Here is a 22,902-nt window from a genome sequence, read left to right as displayed (position 1 = left end):
AACCACCCGTTGCTTCAATGCGGAATTTCCGTGATCGTAGGCCAAGGCTCGGCCGCTCTGAGGAGTGCGGCTGGCCAAATCTGAACAGACCCGCAATCTGGCTCATCTCTGGGAGGAGAGAATATGCGTAAGAATCTCGTTGCATCGGTAGCATTTCTGCTTGCGAGCAGCACGGCGGTGCTCGCGCAGAGCGCGACTGACGGCAAGGTCAAGATCGGCATCCTGAACGACCAATCGGGCGTCTATGCCGACTTCGGCGGCAAGTCTTCCGTCGAGGCCGCCAAGATGGCGGTCGAGGATTTCGGCGGCAAGGTGCTCGGCGTTCCGGTCGAGATCGTCGATGCCGACCACCAGAACAAGCCGGATATCGCCTCCAACATCGCCCGCCAATGGTATGACACCGAGCAGGTGGATGCGATCATGGAACTGACGACCTCGTCCGTAGCGCTCGCCGTGCAGGCGATCGCCAAGGAGAAGAAGAAGATCGATATCGTCACCGGTGCTGCGACGACGGATCTCACCGGCAAGGCCTGCTCGCCCTACGGCTTCCACTGGGCGTATGACACCCACGCGCTCGCTGTCGGCACCGGCGGTGCGCTCGTCAAGCAGGGCGGCGACAGCTGGTTCTTCCTGACCGCCGACTACGCCTTCGGTTACTCGCTGGAGCAGCAGACCAGTGAATATGTCAAGGCGAGTGGCGGTACGGTCGTCGGCGCCGTCCGCCATCCGCTGTCGAGCCAGGACTTCTCCTCCTTCCTGCTGCAGGCGCAATCATCCGGCGCCAAGGTGATCGGTCTTGCCAATGCCGGCCTGGACACTTCGAACGCCATCAAGCAGGCGGCCGAGTTCGGCATCACCCAGGGTGGCCAGCATCTGGCGGCGCTGCTCTTCACACTCGCCGAAGTCCATGGTCTCGGCCTTGAGGCGGCGCAGGGGCTGACGCTGACAGAGGGCTTTTACTGGAACCGCGACGACGAAAGCCGCGCCTTCGCCAAGAAGTTCTTCGACCGCACCGGCAAGATGCCGAACATGGTCCATACTGGCACCTATTCGGCGGTGACGCAGTATCTGAAGGCGGTGCAGAAAGCCGGCACCGACGAGACAGAAGCCGTCGCCAAGCAGTTGCATGAGATGCCTGTTGACGACGTCTTCGGCCGCGGCGGCACGGTCGGCGCCAACGGGCGCATGATTCACGACATGTATCTGCTGCAGGTCAAGAAGCCGGCCGACAGCAAGGAGCCGTGGGATTACTTCAACGTTCTCGCGACCATTCCCGGCAAGGACGCCTATATCGATCCCGCCAAGAGCGGCTGCGATCTGGTGAAGTAAGCACGATGGCGGTTTCCGCGATTGAAACTCAGGAAAAGCCGCGGGTGGTATTGTCCGCCCGCGGCCTGCGCCGCGATTTCGGCGGCTTCACCGCCGTCAAGAATGTCGATCTCGACGTGCACGACGCAAGCGTGCATGCGCTGATCGGCCCGAACGGCGCCGGCAAGACCACGGTCTTCAACCTGCTGACGAAGTTCCTGCAGCCGACGGCTGGCACCATCACCCTGTTGGACACCGATATCACCGACACGCCGCCCGACAGGGTGGCGCGCATGGGGCTGGTGCGCTCCTTCCAGATTTCGGCGGTCTTCCCGCACCTTTCCGTCCTCGACAATGTGCGTGTGGCGCTGCAGCGGCCGAACCATCTGTCGACGCAATTCTGGCGGCCGCTGTCGGCACTCGACCGGCTGAACGAACGCGCCGAACAGCTGCTTGCGAGCGTCGGCCTTTCCAAGGAGCGCGACCATTTCGCCGCCGATCTTTCCTATGGCCGCAAGCGCGTGCTGGAGATCGCCACGACGCTGGCGCTGGAGCCGAAAGTGCTGCTACTCGACGAGCCGATGGCCGGCATGGGGTATGAGGATGTCGGCGTCGTCTCGGCGATCATCCGCGATGTCGCCCGCGACCGGGCGGTGCTGATGGTGGAGCACAATCTCTCCGTCGTCGCCAATATCTGCCAGCACGTCACCGTGCTTCAGCGCGGCGAGATCCTTGCCGAGGGCGATTATGCCACGGTCAGTCAGGATGAGCGCGTGCGCGAGGCCTACATGGGCACGGAGGAGCACTGATGGCCGCTCTCCTCGAGGTTCAGGGCCTCAACGCCTGGTACGGCGAAAGCCATATATTGCACGGCGTCGACATGCATGTCGGCGAGGGCGAGACGATCACGATTCTCGGCCGCAACGGCGTCGGAAAGACGACGACGCTGCGCACCATCACCGGCATCGTGCGAACCCGCAAGGGAAGGATCAGCTTTGCCGGCAGCGACATGATGCATGTGCCGCTGCACAAGACGGCGCACCGCGGCATCGGCTTCGTGCCGGAGGAGCGCGGTATCTTTTCGACGCTCACCGTTTCGGAAAATCTGCTGCTGCCGCCGGTCGTTGCCAGCGGTGGCATGACGCTCGAGGAGATCTACGAGCTCTTCCCCAATCTCTACGAGCGCCGCGGCAGCCCGGGCACCAAACTATCAGGCGGCGAGCAGCAGATGCTGGCGATCGCGCGTATCCTGCGCACCGGTGTGCGGCTGCTGATCCTCGACGAACCGACGGAAGGGCTTGCTCCGGTCATCGTCCAGCGCATCGGCGAGGTGCTGAAGAAACTCAAGGAGCGCGGCATGACGATCCTGCTGGTCGAGCAGAACTTCCGCTTCGCCAGCCGTATTGCCGATCGCTTCTATCTGATGGATCATGGGCAGATGGTGTCGGAATTCCCGGTCGGCGAACTGCCGCAGCGCATGGATACGCTGCACAAGGTTCTGGGAGTGTGACCAGATGACGATGATCTTCGGCATTCCCCTGCAGGCGCTGCTCGGCCAGCTTCTGATCGGCCTGATCAACGGCTCGTTTTATGCGCTGCTCAGCCTCGGCCTCGCGATCATTTTCGGCCTTCTAAGGGTGATCAACTTCGCCCATGGCGCCCAATATATGCTCGGCGCCTTCGTCGCCTATCTGTTGTTGACCTATGCCGGCATCGGCTACTGGCCGTCGCTGATCCTGGCGCCCATCATCGTCGGACTTGCCGGCGCGATCATCGAGCGGCTGTTTCTGCGCCGGCTCTACGATCTCGATCCGCTCTACGGCCTGCTTTTCACTTTCGGGCTGGCGCTCGCCGTCGAGGGCACCTTCCGCTATCTCTATGGCTCGTCCGGCCAGCCCTATGCGACGCCCCCAGCCCTTGCCGGCGGCGCCAATCTCGGCTTCATGTTCTTGCCCATCTATCGCGGCTGGGTGGTCGTCGTCTCGCTCGTCGCCTGTCTCGGCACATGGCTTCTGATCGAGAAGACCAAACTCGGGGCCTATCTTCGCGCCGCGACCGAAAATGCCGTGCTGGTGCAGGTCTTCGGTGTGAACGTGCCAGTGCTCCTGACGCTCACTTATGCGCTTGGCGCCGGACTTGCAGCCTTTGCGGGCGTCCTGGCCGCACCGATCTACCAGGTCTCGCCGCTGATGGGCTCGAATATGATCATCGTCGTCTTCGCCGTGGTCGTCGTCGGCGGCATGGGATCGATCATGGGCGCGATCATCACCGGTTATGTGCTTGGCATCGCCGAGGGCCTAACCAAGGTCTTCTATCCCGAGGCTTCCAACATCGTGATCTTCGTCATCATGGCGATCGTGCTTCTCATCAGGCCCGCGGGCCTCTTCGGCCGGGATGCTTGACATGGCTGACTTCACCGAAACCATCCGAACGGAAAAAAGCCGGACCGCCCTTTCGGTCCAGGCCGGCTTCCTTCTCGTGGGACTGCTGCTCCTGCTGCTGGCGCCGTTCTTCTTCTATCCGATCTTCCTGATGAAGCTCCTGTGCTTCGCGCTGTTTGCCTGCGCCTTCAACCTGCTGCTCGGCTATACCGGCCTACTCTCCTTCGGCCATGCCACCTTCTTCGGCGGTGCGGCCTATTTCACCGCCTATACGGTGAAATCATGGGGCCTGCCGCCGGAGCTCGGCATTCTGATCGGAGTAGCGGGGGCGGCCTTTCTCGGCCTCGTCATGGGTTTCTTCGCCATCCGCCGCCAGGGCATCTATTTCGCGATGATCACGCTGGCGCTGTCGCAGATGTTCTTCTTCTTCTGCCTGCAGGCGAAGTTCACCGAGGGCGAAGACGGCATCCAGTCGGTGCCGCGCGGCCATCTCTTCGGCGTCATCGATCTCAACAGCTCGACCAACATGTATTATTTCGTGCTCGCCGTGTTCATTATCGGCGTGCTGATTATCTGGCGTTTCATCAATTCGCCCTTCGGCATGATCCTGAAATCGATCCGCGAAAACGAGCAAAGGGCGATCTCGCTCGGCTATTCGGTTGCGCGCTACAAGCTCGGCGCTTTCGTCATGTCGGCGGCGCTGGCCGGGCTGGCGGGCGCGGTGAAATCGATCGTCTTCCAGTTCGCGACGCTCACCGACGTTGCCTGGCAGATGTCGGGCGAGGTGATCCTGATGACACTGCTCGGCGGTATCGGCACGTTGATCGGCCCGCTTTTCGGTGCTGGGTTGGTGGTGGCGCTGGAAAACTACCTCGCCACATCGGAATTCCCGGTCACGATCATCACCGGCGTCGTCTTCATGGTCTGCGTGCTGATCTTCCGCCGCGGCATTATCGGCGAATTCTACGCTTCGCGACTGGGGCGGAAGCTGGGCTTCGTCTATCGCCGCTAGCTCCTCTTCCGTAGCGGACGGCGGAAGCGGCAGGCATTGGAATTTCGTGCAGGGCGCACATGGATCGTTACGACTACATCATCATCGGGGCAGGCAGCGCAGGTTGCGTGCTCGCCAATCGTCTATCCGCCGACGGCAGGAGTCGCGTGCTGCTATTGGAAGCCGGCGGCAGCGACAATTACCATTGGATCCATATTCCCGTCGGTTATCTCTATTGCATCAACAATCCGCGCACCGACTGGTGCTTCACCACCGCGCCGGAAGCCGGGCTGAACGGCCGGGCGCTGAGCTATCCCCGCGGAAAAGTGCTCGGCGGCTGCTCTTCGATCAATGGCATGATCTATATGCGCGGGCAGGCGCGCGATTACGATCTCTGGCGGCAGATGGGCTGCACCGGCTGGGGATGGGACGATGTTCTGCCCTTCTTCCGCAAGTCAGAGGATTTTTACCGCGGCGAAGACGAGATGCATGGGGCTGGCGGCGAATGGCGCATCGAGAAGGCGCGTGTGCGCTGGGCCGTGCTCGACGCTTTTCAGCAGGCGGCGAGGGAAGCCGGCATTCCGGAGACAGAGGATTTCAACCGCGGCAACAACGAAGGCTCCGGCTATTTCGACGTCAATCAGCGCTCCGGCATTCGCTGGAACACGTCGAAAGCCTTTCTGCGCCCGGCAATGCGGCGCTCCAACCTGACGGTCCTGACCAAGGCGCAGGTGCGGCGGCTGCTGGTCGAGGAGGGGGCGGTCTCCGGTGTAGAATTTCAGCATCAAGGCGTGGCCAAGCGTGCCTACGCGGCGAAAGAGACAGTGCTTTCGGCCGGCTCGATCGGTTCGCCGCATATTCTCGAGCTATCGGGCATTGGCAGGGGCGAAGTTCTGCGGCAGGCGGGTGTCGATGTGGTCACCGAGGTAAAGGCGGTCGGCGAGAACCTGCAGGATCATTTGCAACTGCGCTTGGCTTATAAGGTGACCGGGGTTCCGACGCTGAATGAGAAGGCGACGAAGCTGATCGGCAAGGCGGCGATCGGGCTCGAATATCTCGTCCGCCGCTCCGGCCCGATGGCGATGGCGCCGAGCCAGCTCGGCATCTTCACCCGGTCAGGCCCGGACCGGGAAACGCCGGATCTGCAATATCATGTGCAGCCGGTGTCGCTGGAGAAGTTCGGCGATCCGGTCCATCCTTTCCCGGCGATCACCGCCAGCGTCTGCAATCTGAGGCCCGAAAGCCGCGGTTCGGTGCACCTGTCGAGCCCGGATTTCGCCGCCCAGCCGACCATCAGCCCGAAGTACCTCTCGACGCAGCGCGACCGTGACATAGCTGTCCGTTCAATACGGTTGACGCGCAGGATCGTGGCGCAGCCGTCCTTCGCCCGTTTTAGGCCGGAAGAATTCAAGCCCGGGCCGAACTACCGGACGGAGGCCGATCTGGAGCGGGCGGCGGGCGATATCGGCACGACGATCTTTCATCCGGTTGGTACCTGCCGTATGGGCGCCGACCGGGACAGCGTCGTCGATCCCAGGCTGAAACTAAGGGCGCTCGGCAAGCTCAGGATCGCGGACGCCTCGGTGATGCCGTCGATCACCTCGGGCAACACCAATTCGCCGACCATCATGATCGCCGAAAAGGCGGCGGCGATGATCCTCGAAGACAATCGATAGGAGGAGACCATGGCAAAGATTGCATTCATCGGCCTCGGCAATATGGGCGGCCCGATGGCGGCCAATCTCGTCAAGGCAGGCCACGAGGTCCTTGGCTTCGATCTTGCTGCTTCGGTGCTGAAGGCGGCCGAGGCAAGCGGCGTCAAGCCGGCAAGCCATGCCAGCCAAGCGGTCAAGGACGCGGAGATCATCATCACGATGCTGCCGCAGGGCCGGCATGTGCTGACGGCGTGGACCGACATCCTGCAGACCGCTGCGCAGGGCACGCTGGTCATTGATTGCTCCACAATCGATGTGGAAAGCAGCCGCAAGGCGCATGAGATGGCCAAGGCCGCAGGCTGCCTGTCGCTCGACGCGCCCGTCTCCGGCGGTACGGGTGGGGCGAGCGCGGGCACGCTGACGTTCATGGCGGGCGGCTCGGACGAAGCCTTCGCGCGGGCGAAGCCGATCCTCGAGGCGATGGGGAAGAGGATCGTCCATTGCGGCGAGGCCGGCGCTGGCCAGGCGGCGAAGATCTGCAACAATATGATCCTCGGCATCTCGATGGTCGGCGTCTGCGAGGCCTTCGTGCTGGCCGAAAAACTCGGCCTCTCGCACCAGGCTCTGTTCGACGTCGCCTCGACCTCATCAGGCCAGTGCTGGTCGATCAATACCTATTGCCCAGTGCCGGGGCCGGTGCCGACTTCGCCCGCCAACAACGGCTACAAGCCGGGTTTCGCCGCGGCGCTGATGCTAAAGGATCTCAAGCTCTCGCAGGAGGCGGCGCTGGCAAGCGGCGCCTCGACGCCGCTCGGCGCGGAGGCAGCGCAGCTTTATTCGCTCTTCGAAAAGCAGGGTAACGGCGGTCGGGATTTCTCCGCCATCATCGAGATGTTCCGCGAAAAGGTGTGAGGCGGCGGCCTATAAGAGATAGCTGACCGGCTCGTTTCGCACCGGATGCGCGAAGACGCCCATGCCGACGCCGAAAATCGAATGCAGCTTCTCGGCCTGCATGATCTCGCCGGGCGTGCCTTCGGCCGTGATCCGGCCGCGGTTCAGTGCGACGATCGCGTCGCAGTAGCGGGCGGCGAGATTGATATCATGCAACACGATGATGACGGTCAGCCCGAGTTCGTGGCTGAGTTGCTGTACCAGGGAGAGGACGCTGGCCTGATGGGCGAGGTCGAGCGCCGATGTCGGTTCATCGAGCAACAGGCAGCGGGCATCCTGGGCGAGCATCATGGCAATCCAGGCGCGCTGGCGTTCGCCGCCTGACATGTCGGCAACGAGGCGATCGGCAAAATCCTCAAGACGGGTGCGGCCAATTGCCTCCTCGACCTTGCCGCGGTCCGCTGCGGTGAAGCGGCCGAGCGTGCCGTGCCAGGGGAAACGGCCGAGTGCCACGAGTTCGCGCACGGTCATCCCCTCGGTCGCCGGCGTGAATTGCGGCATATAGGCGACGTGCCTGGCAAATTCCCGCGCCCCCCAGTCAGCCGCCGCCCTGCCGTCGAAGGCAATGGCGCCGGATTGCGGCCCGATCTGGCGGGCGATGATCTTCAAAAGCGTGCTTTTGCCGGACCCGTTCGGCCCCACCAGCCCGTAGATGCGGCCTGCTTCAAGGGTCAGGTCGATGCCGCAGAGGATTGGCTTCGGGCCGATGGCATAGGTGATTCCCGACAGGGCAAGGAAAGACGACGGCATGGTCTGCTCCGGGTTCGGCGCTGCAGGTTGGGGAGTGCCTCTGACATGCATCGGCCTCCCATCCACACCCGGTTCCTGCAAAACTAAACCTGGATTGTCAACTTACCTTTTCTCTGGAGAAGGTGAGACCGCGGGGAATTGCCGCGGCCGCGGGTATAACCAACGTTCATCATGTCTTCGATACCGAAAAACTTAGCCTGGCATCGCCGAAAAGGATGTCGATCTCACCGGGTTCGGCCAGTTCGATCGCGCCGCTCAACGTGCCCGTTGTGATCAGCGCGCCTGCCTTAAGCGATGTTTGCGGACGCAAGCCGTCATTGGCGTAGTCGACGAGCCAAGTGAGAACGTCGCCCTTCGGATGCTGGGCAGGGCCGTCATAGATGGTGCGTCCGGCATGCGTGACCTTGAGCGGGGTGCCGCCGGCGGTATCAACAAGGCTGTTGTCGAGCCTCGGGCCGAGCACATAGCCGCTGTTGCCGAGGCGGTCGGCGGCAAACAGCAGGAAGGAAACGCTGCCGCTTTCCCTGACGGCGCTGATCAGCAGTTCGGCGCCGAGATGGACGGCGGAGATCGCCTCGACCACGTCGGCGCGGCTGTACGGCTTGCCCGCGCGGATCGGCAGGTCCTTGCCGAGGCGCACGGCGATCTCGGTTTCGAATTTCAGCCCTGGATACCAGGGGATTTCAGCACCTGAGACGGCTTCGGCATAGGGATGCAGCGGACCGCTGACGGCGTGGCCCTGCGGCGAAACCGTCACCTTCCATGCATTGCCGGAAATGCCGTCGGCCGCGGCGAGAAAGTGCTGCGCTTCCATCGCTTGATGTAGATTGGCCGGCGACAGGAAGGCGCTGGTCGCCTCCTGTCTGCCGGCCCGCCGCAGACTGTAAAGCTTGGCTGCGAGGGCGCGCGGATCGAATGCTTCTGTCATGCTGTCTCCCCGACCTGCGTTTCGAGGCGTCACACTAACCGCAAGCCGGTGAGGAACAAGGGGGCGTTACAGGAAAAGCTCCTATTCGATTTCCGCGAACCAGCGATCCCGATAGACCTTCAACCCGGCAATTTCGGACGGCGGAACATGTGTCTCTGCACCGGAGACTGGCCGGATGCCAGTCAGAAGTGCAGCCCCCTGGCTGGTGCCGGTCGAGCCTGGATGGGCGACGACAACACGGCCGGTGAGGGCGGCGAGCAGCTTAAGATAGGTGTCGTTCAGGGCAAACGGCCCTTCAACGATGACAGGACCCTTGGCGCCGATCAGTCCGAGGCATGCGTCGGTCATCAGTGCGAGATAGAGGCAGACGGCGGCAAAACGCTTCTCGCGGCTCGCCGCCTCGGCGCCGACCCAGCGGCTTGCCTTTCCCGGGAAGGGTCCGGAGCCTGGGGCGACGTTGGGCAGCAGCATCATGCCCTTGCCGATTACCGCACCGATCGCAGCCCAGGCGGCCTCGTCATCCACCGGACCGATCTCGGCCGAAAGAATTTCGAATTCCCGCCCGCCCATGAAGCGCGACGATGGAACGGCGCGGCCGTAGGCGTCGACATTGGCAAGCGTATCGCGGTTCGCATCGAGATGATCGAGATCGCCGCCAACGCCGAAACTGATGACCCACGTGCCGGTGGAGACGACGGCGAAGGGGGCCTCCCGATGTAGGAGGTGCGGCAGCAGCGAGGCGTTGGAATCGTGAATGCCGCAATAGACCGGGACAGGTGCTGAAAGGCCGAGTTCGGCGGCGACCTCGGGCAGAACAGGGCCGAGCGCGTCGAAGGCCGAGCGGATCGGCGCCATCAGCGCGCGGATGCCGAGCCGGTCGACGAGCGAAGAGTAGGTGCCGCTTCTCGGATTCCAGAGATCGGTATGGCAGCCGAGCGACGTCAGTTCATTTGCGGCGACACCCGTCAAGCGCGCCGCCCAATATTGCGCATAGGTGAGAATTGTCTCGACCGCGGCAAACTGCTGCGGAAAGACGCTCTTCTGATAGTGCAACTGCGCGCCGACATTGAGGCCCATCGCCAGGCGCGGCGAGAAGGTTTCGGCGAAGGTGGGACGCAAAGCGGTATAGGCATCGCGGATCGCCTCAGGATATTCGTGCTCGTAATCGATCACAGGCATGGCGAGCGCGCCATTGCAGTCGAGCAGTGCGGCGGCGGCGCCGTGGGTGGTGATCGAAATGGCGTCGTAGCCGGGTTCCCGCGCCAGGCTCTTCAGCGCATCGAGCGCGAAAGCCCAGAGCGCCTCTATGTCGTAATGCGGGTAGGGACCTTGCTTGACCGCAATGTTCGGCCGCTTCAGGACGGCAATTTCGGCACCGGTCGCGCTGTCGAGCACGACGACCTTGGCATTGGTCTTGCCGATGTCGAGGACGGCGATGCGGCGGTAGGAGCTGGCGGTCATGGCATATGGAAGAGGGTGACGAGGTCGCTTTGAACAGGCGAATTATCCGGATTGGTCGCCATGATATCGGCCATATGAGCCCACCATTTCTTCATGACCGGATGGTCCGGCAAGCTCGCCATCGTGTGACCGGTTGGCCGTGTCAGAACGCCGAACAGCGTATTGGTCTCGCGGTCGAGATGGATGGAATAGTCGCTGGCGCCCGACTGATGCAGGAGATCGACCAGTTCCGGCCAGATCTCGTCATGCCGCTTGCGGTATTCGGCTTCCATTCCGGGATTGAGCTGCATCTTGAAGGCGTGTTTTTCCAGGGTCATCGGGAGCTCATGAGCTTGATGCGGCGGGCGAGGATCGGGATGGCGATGGTGATGATCAGAAGCAGGCCGATGAAAATCGACATGACGATGCCGGGCACGTTCAACAGGCCGAGGCCGAAGGTGACGAGGCCCATGACGAAGGCGGCGATGACGACGCCGCCGATCGTGCCGGAGCCGCCGAGGATCGAGATGCCGCCGAGAACGACCATGGTGACGACTTCGAGTTCCCAGCCCTGCGCGATCGACGGCCGGGTCGAGCCGAGGCGCGAGGTCAGGCAAACGGCAGCAATGCCGCTCATGATGCCGGTCAGCAGGAAGAGAATGAATTTGACGCGTTCGACCGGAATGCCGGAGAAGCGGGCGGCGAAATCGTTGTTGCCGATCGCATAGACCTGCCGGCCGAAATTCGTCGCATGCAGCAGGATGGCGAAGAGGATCGCCAGCACGATGAACAGCACGAATTCGAACGAGAACACCCAGACGACATAACCCTGGCCGAAATAGGCGAAGTCGGCCGGATACTTGCCGTAGGCCTGGTCGCCGAGCACGATATAGGAAATGCCGCGGAACAGGCTCATCGTGCCGATGGTGACGACGATCGACGGCAGTTTCAGCACCGAAACGAGCACGCCGTTGAAGATGCCGCAGGCAAGGCCGGTGCCGATGCCGATCAGCACCAGGCCCGGCGTGCCGACGCCGGCCTGTGCTGCCGCGCCCATCGCCGTTGAGGCGAGCGCGATGATGGCGGCGACCGAAAGATCGATTTCGCCCGAGATGACGAGCAGCGCCATGGCGAAGGCGATCATCGCCTTTTCGGTGAAGTTGAAGGTGGCATCCGATAGGTTCCAGGCATCGAGGAAATAGGGCGAGGCCAGGGAATTGAAGATGAAGATCAGGACGGCGACACCGAAGAGCAGCACTTCCCAGCTTGCGACGATGCGGCGGAAGGGCGTGCCGAGGCGGTCGGGGATGACGCGCTTTTCGTGGGTGGATACGGTGCTCATGCTGCGGCCTCCGTTCTGATTTCGGCTGCGGCGCGGTCGCGCAGGATGATGCGGCCCCGGTTGCGCTCACGCCGGGCGTTGAAGGCGACGGCGAGAATGATGACGGTGCCGGAGATCGCCATCTGCGTGAAGGGCGAAATGCCGATGACCGGCAGGGCGTTCTTGATGACGCCGAGGAAGAGTGCGCCGAGCACCGTGCCGGCGACCGAGCCGACGCCGCCGGCAATCGAAATGCCGCCGATGACGCAGGCCGCGACGCTGTCGAGTTCGAAGCCGTTGGCGATATCGACATAGGCGACCGCGTAACGCGACACCCAGAGATAGCTGGAGAGGCCGGCAAGCGCGCCCGACAGCACGAAGGCAAGGAACTTCGTCCGGCCGGTATCGATGCCGGCATAGACGGCCGCTGTTGGATTGCCGCCGGTCGCATAGGCCGCGCGGCCGAATTGGCTGTAGCGCAGCAGCATATACATCAGCGCGACGATGACGATCGCAACCCAGCTCAGCACCGGCAGGCCGAGGACCGGCGTGCGGGGAACGGCGAGGAAGGTCGGCGTCATCTGGTGTGCGTTCACCCAGGCGCCGCCCGACAGCACGAAGGCCATGCCGCGATAGATGGTGAGGGTGCCGAGGGTGACGACGATCGGCGGGATTTCGAGGCGCCAGACGAGGAAGCCGTTGATAGTGCCGAGGGCCCCGCCGATCACCACCGCCGCAAGGATCAGCACGATCAGCGGCAGGCCCGGAAAGGCCGCGTTCATCATCGCGATTGCCATGCCGGTAAAGGCAAGGTTGGCGGCAACCGAGAGATCGATTGATTTCGTCAGGATCACCGTCATCTGGGCAAGCGCCAAGATAATGAGGATCGCGGTGTCGTTGAAGATCCCGGCGAGATTGTCCGGTGTGGCGAAATCGGCGGCCCGCGCCGAGAAGATGGCAATCATCACCACGATGATGGCAAAGAGCAGGTTTTCGCGTTTTTTGATCAGTTTGGCCATGCTCATCACCTCATGCATTTCCGGTCGCCGCGCGCACCAGCGCTTCCGGCGAAAGCTGATCGCGCTCGAAGAGCCCGGCGGACAGACCTTCCTTCATGACAAGCACCCGGTCCGACATGCCGATGATCTCGGGCAGTTCGGAAGAGATCATGATGATCGAGAGGCCCTCTGCGGCAAGCTCGCTGATGAAGCCGTGCACGGCAGCCTTCGAGCCGATGTCGATGCCTTTGGTCGGCTCGTCGAGGATGATGACCTTGGGCATGGTGGCGAGCCACTTGCCGATGACGACCTTCTGCTGATTGCCGCCTGACAAGGTGCCGACCGGGACGGAGAGGGCTGCGGCGCGCAGATCCAGCCGCTCGGCATATTTGCGGGCGAGCGCGAATTCCTCCGCCGCCTGCAGGAAACCTTTGCGCGAGGTCCGTGTCAGCGACGGCAGCGTCATGTTCTGGTAGATCGGCATCGGCAGCGCCAGGCCGTGGCGGCCGCGCTCCTCCGGCACATAGACGATGCCGGCCTTGATGGCATCATGCGGCGAATGGATCGAAATTTCCCGGCCCTCGAGCGTCAGCCGCCCCGAGAGCGGCTTCGTGACGCCGAAGAGCGATTGCGCCAATTCCGAGCGGCCGGCGCCGATCAGGCCGTAAATGCCGAGGATCTCGCCCTTGCGCAGCGTCAGCGAAATGTCGCGGAACTCGGTGCGGTGGCTGTATTTTTCGACTTCGAGCACCGGGCCGCCGATGGCAACCTCGATCTTCGGAAAAACGTTTTTGACGTCGCGGCCGACCATCATGCGGACGATTTCGTCCTGCGGCGTTTCCTTCAGCCGCCCCTGGCCGACGGCGCGGCCGTCGCGGAAGACAGCGAAATCGTCGGCGATTTCGTAAAGCTCGTCGAACTTATGGCTGATGAACAGGATCGCCTTGCCCTGTTCCTTCAGACCCTTGATGATGCGGAAGAGATCGTCGATCTCCTTGCGGGAAAGGGCGGCCGTCGGCTCGTCCATGATGACGATGCGGGCCTCGATCGACAAAGCGCGGGCAATCGCTACCAGGTGGCGCTGCGCGATCGAGAGGTCCTTCAGCCGGATCGTCGGGTCGATATTGCTTTCAAGTGCGGTCAGCAGCGTCTTCGAGCGGCTGTTCATCACCTGCCAGTCGATGGTGCGAAAGCGCGTGCGCGGCGCATGGCCGAGGAAGATGTTTTCGGCAACGGTCAGCTCGTCGAACAGCACGGTTTCCTGATGGATGGCGGTGACTCCGGCGTCGATCGCGGCCTGGGCGCTGGCAAAGCTCGTCGGCCGCCCGTCGACCAGGATCTCGCCCTCGTTCGGCCTGTAGATGCCGGTCAGGATCTTGACGAGCGTCGATTTGCCGGCGCCGTTTTCGCCGATCAGCGCCGTCACTGTACCGGGATGGAGCGCGATGCTGACATTGTCGAGCGCCTTCACCCCGGGAAAGATCTGGGAGATGCCGCGCATTTCCAGAATGGCGGGCGCTTCGCGGGTTTTGCTGTCCGTGGCGGGTTGTTGAAAGGCAGCGTTCATCAGCTTCTACCAATGTCGAATGAGCAATCCCGGCGGCTATCAGGCCGCCGGGCTTTATACGGCTGCTTCGGATCAGAAGACCTTGGAGAACTGGTCGATGTTCGAGGCATTGTAGACGAAGGGATCGGCCATGGCGGCTTCGCCGTTGTCGCCGACCTTGATCTTGCCCATGCGGCCGGCTTCGATTTCGCTGCCCGGCTTGCCGTCGGTCTCACCCTTGACGAGGCGATAGGCGATCTGGGTGGCGGAGTAGCCGAGATCGATCGGGTTCCAGATGGCGAATTCCTTCGTGGCGCCCGACTTGATGGCGCCGGCCATTTCGGACGGCAGGCCGAGACCGGTGACGTAGACCTTGCCAATCAGACCCTTGTCTTCGACGACCTTCGAAGCAGCGAGAACGCCGACCGTCGTCGGAGCGACGATGACCTTGACGTTCGGGTACGACTTCAGCAGGCCTTCGGCTTCACGATAGGACTTGTCCGAGAGGTCGTCGCCGTAAACCGTGGTGACGAGGTTGAGGCCCGGGAAATCCTTGAGCTGCTTCTTCATCTGGTCGATCCAGATGTTCTGGTTGGTCGAGGTGGTCGTGGCCGACAGGATGGCGAAGTCGCCCTTGCCGCCTTCGAGGTGGTCCTTGGCGAGCGTCAAGCACATCTTGCCGATCAGCTCGTTGGAGGACGGGTTAAGCTGCAGGATGCGGCCCTCTGGTGCCACGCCGGAATCCCAGGAAATCACCTTGATGCCGCGCTGGGTAGCCTTCTTCAGCGCCGGAACGAGCGCGTCCGGATCGTTGGCCGACACGGCGATGGCGTCGACGCCCTGAGCGATCAGCGAATTGATGACTTCGATCTGGCCCTCGGCCGTCGTCGAGGTCGGGCCGGTGTAGATAACCTCCACGCCGCCGAGTTCCTTGGCTGCTTCTTGCGCGCCCTTGTTGGCGGCGTCGAAGAAGCCGTTGCCGAGCGACTTGACGACGAGGCCGATCTTGATGTCCTTGGCGCTGGCGGTGCCGGCCATCATGGCGACGGCGAGCGCTACGCCGAGCGCCAGTGTCTTTGCGAATTTCATGTCACTTTCCTCCCATTAAGATTAGACTTCCACACCTCGGCGGCGCCTCATGCGACCGACGAGGAATCCTCCTTCACAAGCTGGGTCACCGGGCTGGCGACGACGAGCCGAACGCCGGCATTCTCGACCATGCGAGCCGCCTCGTCGGTAATCCCGTCATCGGTGATGACCACAGAAACGCGGTCGAGCGCGCAGAGAATGAGGCTCGACCGGCGATTGAATTTGCTTGAATCCACCATGACGACGAGTTCGTCGGCCTGGTGCATCAGCTTCTGCTCGCTCTGGATGATGAGGGCATCCGCCTCCATGATGCCGAGCGGGCCGACGCCCTGCGCGCCGATGAACATCCGCCGCGCATAAAAATTGCGGATCGCGTCATTGTCGAAAGGCGACAGGATGAGGCTCTGTTCACGATAGATCGCGCCGCCCGGCACCGTCACCGTGTTCTTGGAATGCTTCACCAGATGTTCGGCGATGGCAAAAGAGTTGGTCATCACCTGCATGCGATGGCCGGCCATGTAGTGCACCATCTGGAAGGTTGTGGTGCCACCATTGATAATGATGGCGTCGCCGGCCTCGCAGAGATCGACCGCGGCGCGTGCAATTGCGCGTTTTTTATCGATGTTGACCGATTCTGAAACCCGGAATGGGCGGCCGGCGAGATTGCCGAGCTGCGGCGGGTGCACCGCCTCCGCTCCGCCGCGGACACGACGGATCTTGCCCTGCACATGAAGAGCCGCAATGTCGCGCCTGATTGTCGCTTCAGAAGCTTCCGTCAATTCGGAAATGTCCTGGATCGTGACGACGGATTTTTCCTGAACGGCGCTCAAGATGATGCGATGACGTTCGCGTTCGTGCATTGGGCTCCTCCTCTTGTCGTATTTATTTCGTATCCGTTAAAAGCTGTCAATCATAAACGATCATAAATTTTCATATTGCGCTGCACAATAATCGAATTTGATCGTTTTCGATTGACAAACCCCATTTTCATGAGCGATACCGGTCAGCGAAAAGGGGCGCGAACTATCGCGTCCCGATAATGATTTCATATGGGAGGATGACATGGCGGCGAACGTCCGGCTTCTGGAAAACCGGTGGGACGAGGGTTACGCGGCAGGTCTCAATGAGCCCGGCAAGCTGCTCTATCGCTCAAATCTGCTCGGCGCCGACAAGCGCATCACCAATTACGGTGGCGGCAATACCTCGGCCAAGGTCATGGAGACCGATCCGCTGACCGGCGAGAAGGTCAAGGTTCTCTGGGTCAAGGGCTCGGGCGGCGACGTCGGCACCATCAAGCTCGACGGCTTCGCCACACTCTACCAGGACAAGCTGGAATCGCTGAAGGGCATCTACAAAGGTGTCGAGGACGAGGACCGCATGGTCGGGTTCCTGCCGCACTGCACCTTCAACCTGAATGGCCGCGCCGCCTCGATCGATACGCCGCTGCACGGTTTCGTGCCTTTTACCCATGTCGACCATATGCATCCCGACGCGATCATCGCAATCGCCGCGTCGAAGAATTCCAGGGAGCTGACCAAGCAAATCTTCGGTGACGAGATCGGCTGGCTGCCCTGGCGCCGTCCGGGCTTCCAGCTCGGCCTCGATCTCGAAGCCTTCGTCAAGGCGAACCCGAACGCCAAGGGCGTCGTACTCGAAAGCCATGGTCTCTTCACCTGGGCCAACGAAGCCAAGGCCTGCTACGAGCTGACGCTCGATATCATCAACAAGGCGATCGAATGGTTCGCCGCTCAGACCGAGGGCAAGACGATCTTCGGCGGCGCGGTCGTGCAGAGTCTGCCGGTTGCCGAACGCCGGGCTATCGCCGCTCGCCTGATGCCCGAAATTCGCGGTCGCATCGGCAAGCAGGAGCGCAAGCTCGGCCATTTCGACGATCAGGACGCCGTGCTCGAATTCGTCAACTCCCGCGACCTGCGGCCGCTCGGCGCGCTCGGCACCAGCTGCCCCGATCATTTCCTGCGCACCAAGATTCGGCCGCTGATCATCGATTTCGACCCGGCCAAACCGGATGTCGACGCGATCGTCGCGGGTCTCGACCAGGCGCTGGAGGATTATCGCGCCGACTATGCCCGCTATTACAACGACTGCAAACATGACAATTCGCCCGCCATGCGCGACGCCAATCCCGTCATTTTCCTGGTGCCGGGTGTCGGCATGTTGTCCTTCGCCCGCGACAAGGCGACGGCCCGCATCGCCAGCGAATTCTACGTCAACGCCATCAACGTCATGCGCGGCGCCTCGACGGTCTCGGAATATCAGGGACTGCCGGAGCAGGAAGCCTTTGACATCGAATATTGGCTACTCGAAGAGGCCAAGCTGCAGCGCATGCCGAAGCCGAAGAGCCTTGCCGGCAAGGTCGCCTTCGTCACCGGCGGCGCCGGCGGCATCGGCCGGGCGACGGCGGCGCGCCTCGTCGGCGAGGGCGCCTGTGTGGTGCTCGCCGATATCGATCAGGCGGCACTTGAATCGACTGAAGCCGAGTTCGTGAAGAAGTACGGCTCGGACGCCGTGCGCACCACCAAGCTCGACGTCACCAAGGAAGATGCCGTTATCGCGTCCTTCGCCGAATCCTGCGTGGAATTCGGCGGCATCGACATCCTCATTTCGAATGCCGGTATCGCCTCGTCGGCGCCGATTGAAGCGACGGAACTGTCGACGTGGAACCGCAATATCGACATTCTGGCGACCGGTTATTTCCTCGTCTCGCGTGAAGCCTTCCGGCTGTTCCGCCGTCAGGCGCTCGGCGGCAATATCGTCTTCATTGCATCGAAGAACGGTCTTGCCGCTTCGCCGAACGCGTCCGCCTATTGCACGGCGAAGGCGGCTGAAATCCATCTTGCCCGCTGCCTGGCGCTGGAAGGCGCCGATGCCGGCATCCGCGTCAACACCGTCAATCCCGATGCCGTCCTGCGTGGCTCGAAGATCTGGAGCGGCGAGTGGCGCGAGCAGCGTGCGGCCTCCTCGAAGATCGAGGTCGACGAGCTGGAGGAACATTACCGCAAGCGGTCGATGCTGAAGCTCAACGTCTTCCCGGAAGATATCGCCGAGGCGGTCTACTTCCTGGCGTCAGATCTATCGGCGAAATCGACCGGCAACATCATCAACGTCGACGCCGGCAACGTTCACAGTTTTACGCGCTGATTTTTGACTGGGGGCGGATGCGTCTGCCCCTCACCCTAACCCTCTCCGTTCAGACGGGGAGAGGGGACTTGCCCAACGAAATGTCGGAGTGAGACGGAGACGGCGCGGCATATCCCCTTCTCCCCGTCTGAACGGAGAGAAGGTGCCGGCAGGCGGATGAGGGGCGGCCGCACGGCAGTTCCAATGTAGAAATTGCAGAACCGGGAGGAAAAAATGGCCGAGTTCAGGATCGCGCAGGATCTGGTCGCGAGCGAAAACGACAAGCGGGCAGCCGCGCTGAAAGCCGATTACGGGGCACTGGGGGCGACGCTTGATCGCCGCGGCGTCGATATAGAGGCGGTGACACGCAAGGTGGCGGAGTTCTTCGTCGCCGTTCCTTCCTGGGGCGTGGGCACCGGCGGCACGCGTTTCGCCCGCTTTCCCGGCACCGGCGAACCGCGCGGCATCTTCGACAAGCTCGACGATTGCGCCGTCATCAATCAGCTGACGCAGGCAACGCCGAATGTGTCGCTGCATATTCCCTGGGACAAGGCGGATGCACGGGAGTTGAAGGCCAAGGGTGATGCGCTCGGCCTCGGCTTCGACGCAATGAATTCGAACACCTTTTCCGACGCGCCCGGGCAGGGTTATTCCTACAAATACGGCTCGCTTAGCCACACCGACGCGGCAACACGCGCGCAGGCGGTCGAGCACAATCTCGAATGCATCGAGATCGGCAAAGCGATCGGCTCCAAGGCACTGACCGTCTGGATCGGCGATGGGTCGAACTTCCCCGGCCAGAGCAATTTCATCAAGGCATTCGAGCGTTACCTCGCCTCGATGGCTGACATTTACAAGGCGCTGCCCGACGACTGGAAGCTTTTCTCCGAGCACAAGATGTACGAGCCGGCCTTCTATTCGACGATCGTTCAGGACTGGGGCACCAATTATCTGATCGCCCAGACCCTCGGCCCCAAAGCCCAGTGCCTCGTCGATCTCGGCCACCATGCGCCCAACACCAATATCGAGATGATTGTCGCCCGCCTGATCCAGTTCGGCAAACTCGGCGGTTTCCACTTCAACGATTCGAAATATGGCGACGATGATCTCGATGCCGGCGTCATCGATCCCTACCGGCTGTTCCTGGTGTTCAACGAGCTGGTGGATGCCGAACAGCGCGGCGTCAACGATTTCAATCCGGCCCACATGATCGACCAGTCGCACAATGTCACCGACCCGATCGAAAGCCTGATCAACAGCGCCAACGAAATCCGCCGCGCCTATGTGCAGGCGCTCATCGTCGACCGCAAGGCGCTCGAGGGCTATCAGCAGGAAAATGATGCGCTGATGGCGTCAGAAACGCTGAAGCGCGCCTATCGCGCCGATGTCGAGCCGATCCTTGCCGAGGCCCGCCGCCGCGCCGGCGGCGCGATCGATCCGATTGCCGCCTACCGCGTCAGCGGCTACCGCAAAAAGGTGGCGGCCGAGCGTCCGGCGTCGGTTGCCGGCGGCGGCGGCATCATCTGAGCTGCCGGGCTGAATAAAAGTGTGGTCGCCGGCAACGTGGAGTGAAACGCTGCCGGCAATCGCTCAGGGTTTCCAGGCGCCGGCGAGCTGGCGGGTGGCGATGTTCAGCCGGTTCCAGACATTGATGTTGGCGATGGCGATGACGAGAGCCGCAAGGCTGCGGCCGTCATAATGCCGGGTCGCCTCGTCCCAGATCTCGTCAGGCACCGGGTCGGCGCGGTCGCTGGTGCGGGTCACCGCCTCGGTCAAGGCGAGAGCGGCGCGTTCAGCCTCGCTATAATAGGGAGCGTCGCGCCAGCCGGCGACGGCAAAGAGCCGCTCATCCGTTTCGCCGTGTTTGCGGGCAATGCGCCAATGACCATCGATGCAGACGCTGCAGCCGTTGATCTGGCTGGCGCGCAGATTGACGAGTTCGAGCAGCCTTGGCGAAAGGCCTGTTTCGGTCGGCACCTTGCTGAGCGCATTGAGCGCCTGCATGGCTTCTGGAAGCACGAGGGCGGGATTTCCCATTCTCTCCGGCATGATAGGTCTCCTTGATGGGTTTAGGGTGCGACGATCCGCCGGCGCTGTCACACCGGCCCGGTTTCATTCGTCATTGATGTGACGGAACGCAGCGAAGGAATGTGACGGATGAACGAGAATAATTGGCTGGCCGATCAATTCGAAGCCAACCGGGCGCATCTGAAGGCTGCCGCCTATCGCATGCTGGGGTCGCGCAGCGAGGCCGAAGACGCGGTTCAGGAGGCCTGGCTGCGGCTCACCCGCGCGGATAGGACTGACGTCGGCAATCTCGCCGGCTGGCTGACGACGGTGGTGGCGCGCATCTGCCTCGATATGCTGCGTGCCCGCAAGACCCGGCGCGAGGAGCGGCTGGAGACATCGGTCCATGCAGCGATCGCCGATCCGGCCAAGGATCCGGAACGCGACGCCGCCTTCGCCGATTCGGTGGGCGTGGCGCTGCTCGTCGTGTTGCAGACGCTGGCGCCTGCCGAACGAGTTGCCTTCGTGCTGCACGACATGTTCGATCTTCCCTTCGACGAAATTGCGCCGATTATCGGCCGGTCATCCGCCGCCGCCCGTCAGCTCGCGAGCCGTGCCCGCCGCCGGGTGCAGGGCGCGGACGAGACGCCGGATGTCGATCTCGGCCGGAAACGAACGATTGCGGAGGCCTTTCTGACGGCTTCGCGCAACGGCGATCTGCAGGCGCTGATTGCCGTGCTCGCCCCAGATGTTGTGTTTCGCCTGGATGCGACGGCGGCGCGTTTCGGCGCCTTCAGCGAAAGACGCGGCGCATCCGAAGTGGCAGAGTTGTTCAAGGGCCGGGCGCAGGCGGCAGAGATCGCCATCGTCGACGGCGAGCTTGGCTTCGTCGTGCGCATCGCGGGTCAGATCCGCGTCGTGGTGGCGTTCACCATCGCCGGCGACAGGATTGCGGCAATCGAAGCTATCGCCGATCCAGACCACCTCGAACGGCTTGAATATTCAATCCTGCGGGATTGAAATCGCTGGAAAAATTTGCCGTTCCTTGACGGCGAGTGCGGCTGAGAACGAGCGCCCTGCCGCCGTTCCCGTGCGGCTAGCTGCGCTTCATTTCTCTTGACAGCAGTCTCTTCGACTTTATTCTATTATAAGGCTTCTTATACCATAACTATGGAATTTGAAATATGATCATGTCGGGCGACCAGGCGAAAAAGCCGCTTCTCCTCACCAATGTCAGGCCGACGGCTTTCGGTGCGGGCGCATCCGAGGGGGTGATCGACATTCTCGTCAATGCCGACGGCCGCATCGCCCGGATCGGTCCATCGCTTCCAGCCGCTGAGGATGTGACACGCATCGACGGCAAGGGGGCTTTCATTTCGCCGGGCTGGATCGATCTGCACGTCCACATCTGGCATGGCGGCACCGACATCTCCATCCGCCCGTCCGAATGCGGTCTCGAGCGCGGCGTCACCACCCTGGTCGACGCCGGTTCGGCCGGCGAGGCGAATTTCCATGGCTTCCGCGAGTATATCATCGAGTCCTCGCGCGAGCGCATCAAGGCCTTCCTGAACCTGGGCTCGATCGGTCTCGTCGCCTGCAACCGCGTCGCCGAGCTCAGGGATATCAGAGATATCGATCTCGACCGCATTCTCCAAGTCTACGCTGAAAACAGCGAGCACATCGTCGGCATCAAGGTGCGCGCCAGCCACGTCATCACCGGCTCCTGGGGTGTCACTCCCGTCAAGCTCGGCAAGAAGATCGCCAAGATCCTGAAAGTGCCGATGATGGTCCATGTCGGCGAGCCGCCGGCGCTTTATGACGAAGTGCTTGAAATTCTCGGCCCCGGTGACGTCGTCACCCATTGCTTCAACGGGAAGGCCGGTTCGAGCATCATGGAGGACGAGGATCTTTTCAATCTCGCCGAGCGCTGCGCCTCCGAAGGCATCCGCCTCGACATCGGCCATGGCGGCGCCTCCTTCTCCTTCAAAGTCGCCGAAGCGGCGATCGCGCGCGGGCTTCTGCCGTTCTCGATCTCGACCGACCTGCACGGCCATTCGATGAACTTTCCGGTCTGGGACCTGGCGACGACGATGTCGAAGCTGCTGAGCGTCGGCATGCCCTTCGACAAGGTCGTGGAAGCAGTCACCCATGCGCCGGCCTCGGTCATCAAGCTGTCGATGGAGAACCGGCTTGCGGTCGGCGCGCAAGCCGAATTCACCGTTTTCGACCTCGTCGAGTCCGAACTCGAGGCGACGGATTCGAATGGTGATGTCTCGGTCCTCAACAAACTGTTCGAGCCACGCTATGCGGTGATGGGTGCCGAGGCCGTCGCCGCCAGCCGCTACGTGCCGCGGGCGCGCAGGCTGGTGCGCCACAGCCACGGCTATTCCTACAGATAG

21 protein-coding genes are annotated in these 22,902 nt (G+C 62.3%); 11 read left to right on the top strand and 10 right to left on the bottom strand.

Annotated features, from left to right (window positions below):
- Positions 1 to 123 precede the first annotated feature (123 nt).
- Genes FHT70_RS11955 through mmsB form a run of 7 tightly spaced genes read left to right on the top strand, consistent with a single transcriptional unit; the run spans position 124 to position 7,247 of the window.
- Positions 124 to 1,329 carry an ABC transporter substrate-binding protein gene (locus tag FHT70_RS11955; protein WP_183701231.1) on the top strand — a complete coding sequence of 402 codons (1,206 nt, stop codon included), beginning with the start codon at positions 124 to 126 and terminating at the stop codon, positions 1,327 to 1,329.
- Positions 1,330 to 1,334: 5 nt separating this feature from the next.
- Positions 1,335 to 2,117 carry an ABC transporter ATP-binding protein gene (locus FHT70_RS11950; protein ID WP_183701228.1) on the top strand — a complete coding sequence of 261 codons (783 nt, stop codon included), beginning with the start codon at positions 1,335 to 1,337 and terminating at the stop codon, positions 2,115 to 2,117.
- On the top strand, positions 2,117 to 2,818 hold the full coding sequence (locus FHT70_RS11945) for an ABC transporter ATP-binding protein (protein ID WP_085781076.1): 702 nt from the start codon (positions 2,117 to 2,119) through the stop codon (positions 2,816 to 2,818). The genes FHT70_RS11950 and FHT70_RS11945 overlap by 1 nt, the downstream gene beginning before the upstream one ends.
- A gap of 4 nt (positions 2,819 to 2,822) precedes the next feature.
- Entirely contained in the window at positions 2,823 to 3,710 is an 888-nt protein-coding gene (locus tag FHT70_RS11940; RefSeq protein WP_183701225.1) for a branched-chain amino acid ABC transporter permease, read from the top strand.
- 1 nt (position 3,711) lies between these two features.
- Positions 3,712 to 4,701 (top strand): branched-chain amino acid ABC transporter permease, encoded by a 990-nt coding sequence (locus FHT70_RS11935; RefSeq protein WP_183701222.1) that lies wholly within the window; start codon positions 3,712 to 3,714, stop codon positions 4,699 to 4,701.
- A gap of 59 nt (positions 4,702 to 4,760) precedes the next feature.
- Positions 4,761 to 6,356, top strand: a complete 1,596-nt coding sequence (locus FHT70_RS11930) for a GMC family oxidoreductase N-terminal domain-containing protein (RefSeq protein WP_183701219.1) — start codon at positions 4,761 to 4,763, stop codon at positions 6,354 to 6,356.
- A gap of 9 nt (positions 6,357 to 6,365) precedes the next feature.
- Positions 6,366 to 7,247: a 3-hydroxyisobutyrate dehydrogenase gene (mmsB, locus tag FHT70_RS11925; RefSeq protein WP_183701216.1), complete on the top strand. Its 882-nt coding sequence runs from the start codon at positions 6,366 to 6,368 to the stop codon at positions 7,245 to 7,247.
- A 9-nt stretch (positions 7,248 to 7,256) separates the two neighbouring features.
- On the opposite strand, the gene FHT70_RS11920 is transcribed toward mmsB, so the two are convergent.
- The 9 genes from FHT70_RS11920 to FHT70_RS11880 form a co-directional block, all read right to left on the bottom strand.
- Positions 7,257 to 8,036 carry an ATP-binding cassette domain-containing protein gene (locus FHT70_RS11920; protein WP_183701213.1) on the bottom strand — a complete coding sequence of 260 codons (780 nt, stop codon included), beginning with the start codon at positions 8,034 to 8,036 and terminating at the stop codon, positions 7,257 to 7,259.
- 169 nt (positions 8,037 to 8,205) lie between these two features.
- On the bottom strand, positions 8,206 to 8,964 hold the full coding sequence (locus FHT70_RS11915) for a fumarylacetoacetate hydrolase family protein (protein ID WP_183701210.1): 759 nt from the start codon (positions 8,962 to 8,964) through the stop codon (positions 8,206 to 8,208).
- 81 nt (positions 8,965 to 9,045) lie between these two features.
- The gene (locus FHT70_RS11910; RefSeq protein WP_183701195.1) at positions 9,046 to 10,425 is read right to left on the bottom strand and encodes an FGGY-family carbohydrate kinase; all 1,380 of its coding nucleotides are present in this window, start codon (positions 10,423 to 10,425) and stop codon (positions 9,046 to 9,048) included.
- A complete protein-coding gene (gene rhaM / locus FHT70_RS11905; RefSeq protein WP_183701193.1) occupies positions 10,422 to 10,742 on the bottom strand; it encodes an L-rhamnose mutarotase in 321 nt (106 codons plus the stop codon). Before rhaM ends, FHT70_RS11910 begins: the two co-directional genes overlap by 4 nt.
- A complete protein-coding gene (locus FHT70_RS11900) occupies positions 10,739 to 11,746 on the bottom strand; it encodes an ABC transporter permease (RefSeq protein ID WP_183701190.1) in 1,008 nt (335 codons plus the stop codon). The genes rhaM and FHT70_RS11900 overlap by 4 nt, the downstream gene beginning before the upstream one ends.
- Positions 11,743 to 12,744: an ABC transporter permease gene (locus FHT70_RS11895; protein ID WP_183701187.1), complete on the bottom strand. Its 1,002-nt coding sequence runs from the start codon at positions 12,742 to 12,744 to the stop codon at positions 11,743 to 11,745. The genes FHT70_RS11900 and FHT70_RS11895 overlap by 4 nt, the downstream gene beginning before the upstream one ends.
- A gap of 10 nt (positions 12,745 to 12,754) precedes the next feature.
- On the bottom strand, positions 12,755 to 14,290 hold the full coding sequence (locus FHT70_RS11890; protein WP_183701184.1) for a sugar ABC transporter ATP-binding protein: 1,536 nt from the start codon (positions 14,288 to 14,290) through the stop codon (positions 12,755 to 12,757).
- A gap of 72 nt (positions 14,291 to 14,362) precedes the next feature.
- Complete coding sequence (rhaS, locus tag FHT70_RS11885; protein ID WP_097600808.1) at positions 14,363 to 15,358, bottom strand: rhamnose ABC transporter substrate-binding protein; 996 nt, start codon at positions 15,356 to 15,358, stop codon at positions 14,363 to 14,365.
- A gap of 47 nt (positions 15,359 to 15,405) precedes the next feature.
- Positions 15,406 to 16,218 (bottom strand): DeoR/GlpR family DNA-binding transcription regulator, encoded by an 813-nt coding sequence (locus FHT70_RS11880; RefSeq protein WP_183701181.1) that lies wholly within the window; start codon positions 16,216 to 16,218, stop codon positions 15,406 to 15,408.
- A 202-nt stretch (positions 16,219 to 16,420) separates the two neighbouring features.
- On the opposite strand from FHT70_RS11880, the gene FHT70_RS11875 reads away from it, so the two are divergent.
- Positions 16,421 to 18,517, top strand: a complete 2,097-nt coding sequence (locus FHT70_RS11875; protein WP_183701180.1) for a bifunctional rhamnulose-1-phosphate aldolase/short-chain dehydrogenase — start codon at positions 16,421 to 16,423, stop codon at positions 18,515 to 18,517.
- Between the two features lie 213 nt (positions 18,518 to 18,730).
- A complete protein-coding gene (rhaI, locus tag FHT70_RS11870; protein ID WP_183701178.1) occupies positions 18,731 to 20,023 on the top strand; it encodes an L-rhamnose catabolism isomerase in 1,293 nt (430 codons plus the stop codon).
- A gap of 63 nt (positions 20,024 to 20,086) precedes the next feature.
- Here rhaI and FHT70_RS11865 read toward each other — a convergent pair whose 3' ends face one another.
- Complete coding sequence (locus tag FHT70_RS11865; RefSeq protein WP_183701177.1) at positions 20,087 to 20,545, bottom strand: carboxymuconolactone decarboxylase family protein; 459 nt, start codon at positions 20,543 to 20,545, stop codon at positions 20,087 to 20,089.
- A 108-nt stretch (positions 20,546 to 20,653) separates the two neighbouring features.
- Between FHT70_RS11865 and FHT70_RS11860 the strand changes: the two genes are divergently transcribed.
- Together FHT70_RS11860 and FHT70_RS11855 are read left to right on the top strand one after the other, a co-directional pair.
- Positions 20,654 to 21,523, top strand: coding sequence for a sigma-70 family RNA polymerase sigma factor (locus FHT70_RS11860; RefSeq protein WP_183701175.1), 870 nt, complete (start codon positions 20,654 to 20,656; stop codon positions 21,521 to 21,523).
- Between the two features lie 170 nt (positions 21,524 to 21,693).
- Entirely contained in the window at positions 21,694 to 22,902 is a 1,209-nt protein-coding gene (locus FHT70_RS11855) for an amidohydrolase/deacetylase family metallohydrolase (RefSeq protein ID WP_183701484.1), read from the top strand.

It is taken from the genome of Rhizobium sp. BK049, assembly GCF_014193135.1.
GTDB lineage: Bacteria > Pseudomonadota > Alphaproteobacteria > Rhizobiales > Rhizobiaceae > Rhizobium.
This window is presented reverse-complemented; position numbering and strand designations above follow the sequence as displayed.

Coding starts and splice junctions, on each gene's coding strand:
- FHT70_RS11875 (WP_183701180.1), top strand. CDS start 16,421: ATGGCGGCGAACGTCCGGCTTCTGGAAAACCGGTGGGACGAGGGTTAC.
- rhaS (WP_097600808.1), bottom strand. CDS start 15,358: ATGAAATTCGCAAAGACACTGGCGCTCGGCGTAGCGCTCGCCGTCGCC.
- FHT70_RS11940 (WP_183701225.1), top strand. CDS start 2,823: ATGACGATGATCTTCGGCATTCCCCTGCAGGCGCTGCTCGGCCAGCTT.
- FHT70_RS11945 (WP_085781076.1), top strand. CDS start 2,117: ATGGCCGCTCTCCTCGAGGTTCAGGGCCTCAACGCCTGGTACGGCGAA.
- FHT70_RS11935 (WP_183701222.1), top strand. CDS start 3,712: ATGGCTGACTTCACCGAAACCATCCGAACGGAAAAAAGCCGGACCGCC.
- FHT70_RS11920 (WP_183701213.1), bottom strand. CDS start 8,036: ATGCCGTCGTCTTTCCTTGCCCTGTCGGGAATCACCTATGCCATCGGC.
- mmsB (WP_183701216.1), top strand. CDS start 6,366: ATGGCAAAGATTGCATTCATCGGCCTCGGCAATATGGGCGGCCCGATG.
- FHT70_RS11855 (WP_183701484.1), top strand. CDS start 21,694: ATGTCGGGCGACCAGGCGAAAAAGCCGCTTCTCCTCACCAATGTCAGG.
- FHT70_RS11930 (WP_183701219.1), top strand. CDS start 4,761: ATGGATCGTTACGACTACATCATCATCGGGGCAGGCAGCGCAGGTTGC.
- FHT70_RS11915 (WP_183701210.1), bottom strand. CDS start 8,964: ATGACAGAAGCATTCGATCCGCGCGCCCTCGCAGCCAAGCTTTACAGT.
- FHT70_RS11880 (WP_183701181.1), bottom strand. CDS start 16,218: ATGCACGAACGCGAACGTCATCGCATCATCTTGAGCGCCGTTCAGGAA.
- FHT70_RS11895 (WP_183701187.1), bottom strand. CDS start 12,744: ATGGCCAAACTGATCAAAAAACGCGAAAACCTGCTCTTTGCCATCATC.
- FHT70_RS11950 (WP_183701228.1), top strand. CDS start 1,335: ATGGCGGTTTCCGCGATTGAAACTCAGGAAAAGCCGCGGGTGGTATTG.
- FHT70_RS11865 (WP_183701177.1), bottom strand. CDS start 20,545: ATGCCGGAGAGAATGGGAAATCCCGCCCTCGTGCTTCCAGAAGCCATG.
- rhaI (WP_183701178.1), top strand. CDS start 18,731: ATGGCCGAGTTCAGGATCGCGCAGGATCTGGTCGCGAGCGAAAACGAC.
- FHT70_RS11910 (WP_183701195.1), bottom strand. CDS start 10,425: ATGACCGCCAGCTCCTACCGCCGCATCGCCGTCCTCGACATCGGCAAG.
- rhaM (WP_183701193.1), bottom strand. CDS start 10,742: ATGACCCTGGAAAAACACGCCTTCAAGATGCAGCTCAATCCCGGAATG.
- FHT70_RS11860 (WP_183701175.1), top strand. CDS start 20,654: ATGAACGAGAATAATTGGCTGGCCGATCAATTCGAAGCCAACCGGGCG.
- FHT70_RS11890 (WP_183701184.1), bottom strand. CDS start 14,290: ATGAACGCTGCCTTTCAACAACCCGCCACGGACAGCAAAACCCGCGAA.
- FHT70_RS11955 (WP_183701231.1), top strand. CDS start 124: ATGCGTAAGAATCTCGTTGCATCGGTAGCATTTCTGCTTGCGAGCAGC.
- FHT70_RS11900 (WP_183701190.1), bottom strand. CDS start 11,746: ATGAGCACCGTATCCACCCACGAAAAGCGCGTCATCCCCGACCGCCTC.